Here is a 2,964-nt window from a genome sequence, read left to right as displayed (position 1 = left end):
GGGCCTTGTTGTTGCGCCTGTTTGGCGGTGCATTGATTGTTTCTTTCACGCTACCTCACCATATTAAAATGCATTATTTTATTTTTTAATTCAGAGCTTCTGTATTTACTGACCGGCAAAACTGTAAAATCAGACATTGTAACTTCTTTTGAACTGAATTTCAAAATGTGCCTTAAATTTACCAGATAGCTTTTATGAATTCTTACAAAACCGGATGGTTCAAGCTTATCCTGAAGTACATTCAGAGTACCGGTTGTTTTTATGTTTTCATTACATGTATGTATTTCGATACTATGACCAAATATTTCACAAAAAAATATTTCATTTAAGGATACGCTTCTGATCCCCTCAGAAGAATTTACTGTAAAGGATGAATAATTTATTTTATAATCATAAAACAATGACAAAAGTGCTTCCTTAAGTTCATATTTAAAATATCGTTTTCTTATAAAACGATAGGGTTGATATTTCAGCGTCTGGAACACAAGCTCGTCAGAATCAGAAAGAAAAATCAGTTTGGTATTTTTCGCTGACAATTTTATGCAATTGGCAATCTGCATACTGTTAATATCATCAATATCAGTATCAATAAAGACAATTTCAAACTTATTTCTGTCAATAAGAAGTTCTTTTCCGGATGTAAATACAGTAACATCAGCGTTAATACTGCTTTTTTCTGAATAAAACAAAATATGCTGCTTTATCATAAAAGCAAAATCTATATTTTTAACACAAACTGCAATAGTCATATTCTGAACCTTCTGTTTTTTTCTATATTATACCAGAATATTTGTTAATTCTATAGGTTTTTATGTGTATAAAATGTTAATTTTTTATTATCAAGTAATAGTTTAAAATTTTACGCATAAATACTGCAATTATTTCCGGAATATTTAAATTGAATTAACAAAATGTAATCTAAATATTAACAAAAGATTAAATATTCCCTTTAATGAATATTGAATTCCATTTATGGTAAATGTATTGATTAATGCGTGAAAGTATGATAATATATAGTCATGGTAATAAACACCAAAAAATTTAAAGGAAGGTAAAAAACATGAAAAAAATCGCAAAGAGAACAATGGAAGCAATTGCAAAAATTGGTATGAGCACAGCTGTAAAGGCTGCTGGTGCAACATCTTTTTATGGATGCCATCAGCCAAAGGAACCTAAGGCACTCAAGGAAATGATCAAAAACTCATAATCATTTTTTGAATAACCATTTTTTACTTAAACTTAAAAGAGCTGCCGTACCTATTAATCTGGTACGGCAGCTCTTAATTTTGAAATCCTCAGATTAAGAGTGAATAAAAGCTTGAAATTTATCTCAGATATGTTATAATATATGTATTATTGTATTTGTGAGGTGAACTGGCATGAGCGAAACCGTTACATATTTAATAAAATTCTGCGGTATGTTTTTTATAATACTGCTGCTTATTTTTCTGCTGGCTGTAATAACCCCGAAACTTGCTTCCAGAATTGACCGGCTGATTTCTAAAATTGTCAAACCAAAACCCGAAAGGGTGGACGATAATATCTATAAGGTAAAAAGTATTTATGATATGCCGGAAAAGGCAGAAAATTATGAAAAAAATAATGACGAAAACGGAGAGTTAAAAGATGGCAAAGAATAATTCTAAAATGGTTGACGCAATTACTCCTATGGATGAGGATTTTGCAAAGTGGTATACTGATATTGTAAAAAAAGCGGAATTGATTGAGTATACCAGTGTTAAGGGCTGTATGGTTATCCGTCCTTACGGATATGCAATATGGGAAAATATTCAAAAGATTCTTGACGGAATGTTCAAGGCTACCGGTCATGAAAATGTATGCATGCCTATGTTTATTCCTGAAAGTCTGCTTCAGAAGGAAAAAGATCATGTTGAAGGATTCGCACCTGAAGTGGCATGGGTTACTCACGGCGGAAATGAAAAACTTGAAGAAAGGCTTTGCGTACGTCCGACTTCTGAAACACTTTTCTGCGAGCATTATGCAAATATTATCCACTCTTACCGTGACCTGCCCAAGCTTTACAATCAATGGGTAAGCGTTGTAAGATGGGAAAAAACCACTCGCCCGTTCCTGCGCTCCAGAGAATTTTTATGGCAGGAAGGACATACCATTCATGCAACAGCTGAAGAAGCTATTGAAGAAACTGAACGAATGCTGAATATATATGCGGATTTCTGTGAAAATTATCTGGCAATGCCGGTTATAAAGGGAAGAAAAACTGACAGCGACAAGTTTGCCGGTGCGGAAACAACTTATGCTATAGAAGCTCTGATGCATGACGGAAAAGCCCTCCAGGCTGGTACATCTCACTATTTCGGAGATGGATTTGCAAGAGCCTTTGACATTGAATATACAGACCGTGAAAACAAGAGAGTATTCCCTCACCAGACAAGCTGGGGCGTTACAACACGACTCATCGGTGCTATTATCATGACTCACGGGGATGACAATGGTCTTGTCCTCCCTCCTGCTGTAGCCCCTGTTCAGGCTGTTATTGTACCCGTTGCTATGCATAAGGAAGGTGTTCTGGAAAAAGCAGGAGAACTTTACGACAAGCTTTTTGAATCCGGTATAAGAGTTAAAATTGATGACAGCGAAAACTCTCCGGGATGGAAATTTGCTGAATATGAAATGAAAGGCGTTCCTGTCAGAATCGAAATCGGTCCTAAGGACATTGAAAACAATCAGTGCGTTATCGTAACCCGTCACAACAGAGAAAAATCAATGGTTTCGCTTGAAAATAATTATGAAACACTTGTCAAAACTGTAAATGATAAATTAACGGAAGTTAGGGACAGTATATATAAAAAGGCACTTGAAAACAGAGAAAAAAGAACATATTCATGTATTAGCATGGACGAAATCACAAAAGCACTTGAAGAAAACGGCGATGGATTTGTTAAAGCTATGTGGTGCGGCGACGAAGCATGTGAAGATATGGTA

The 2,964-nt window shown here is 35.0% G+C and carries 4 protein-coding genes; 3 read left to right on the top strand and 1 reads right to left on the bottom strand.

What is annotated here, in order from left to right:
* Nucleotides 1-50 precede the first annotated feature (50 nt).
* Nucleotides 51-749 carry a LytR/AlgR family response regulator transcription factor gene (locus ACI4WO_RS03740; RefSeq protein ID WP_439806219.1) on the bottom strand — a complete coding sequence of 233 codons (699 nt, stop codon included), beginning with the start codon at nucleotides 747-749 and terminating at the stop codon, nucleotides 51-53.
* Nucleotides 750-1,060: 311 nt separating this feature from the next.
* On the opposite strand from ACI4WO_RS03740, the gene ACI4WO_RS03735 reads away from it, so the two are divergent.
* The 3 genes from ACI4WO_RS03735 to proS form a co-directional block, all read left to right on the top strand.
* Nucleotides 1,061-1,207 carry a cyclic lactone autoinducer peptide gene (locus ACI4WO_RS03735; RefSeq protein ID WP_439806218.1) on the top strand — a complete coding sequence of 49 codons (147 nt, stop codon included), beginning with the start codon at nucleotides 1,061-1,063 and terminating at the stop codon, nucleotides 1,205-1,207.
* A gap of 172 nt (nucleotides 1,208-1,379) precedes the next feature.
* A complete protein-coding gene (locus ACI4WO_RS03730; protein WP_439806217.1) occupies nucleotides 1,380-1,640 on the top strand; it encodes a hypothetical protein in 261 nt (86 codons plus the stop codon).
* A partial coding sequence (gene proS / locus ACI4WO_RS03725) for a proline--tRNA ligase (RefSeq protein WP_439806216.1) occupies nucleotides 1,627-2,964 on the top strand: 1,338 nt, incomplete at its 3' end. The genes ACI4WO_RS03730 and proS, both read left to right, overlap by 14 nt.

Origin of the sequence: Porcipelethomonas sp. (assembly GCF_051893655.1) — a bacterium.
In the GTDB taxonomy this organism is placed as follows: Bacteria; Bacillota; Clostridia; order Oscillospirales; family Ruminococcaceae; genus Porcipelethomonas.
The sequence above is the reverse complement of the archived record's forward strand: the minus strand, read 5'-3'. Positions and strand labels throughout refer to the sequence as shown.

Excerpts from the sequence above, each read along its gene's own strand:
- ACI4WO_RS03740 (WP_439806219.1), bottom strand. The coding sequence starts at position 749 with ATGACTATTGCAGTTTGTGTTAAAAATATAGATTTTGCTTTTATGATA.
- ACI4WO_RS03730 (WP_439806217.1), top strand. The coding sequence starts at position 1,380 with ATGAGCGAAACCGTTACATATTTAATAAAATTCTGCGGTATGTTTTTT.
- ACI4WO_RS03735 (WP_439806218.1), top strand. The coding sequence starts at position 1,061 with ATGAAAAAAATCGCAAAGAGAACAATGGAAGCAATTGCAAAAATTGGT.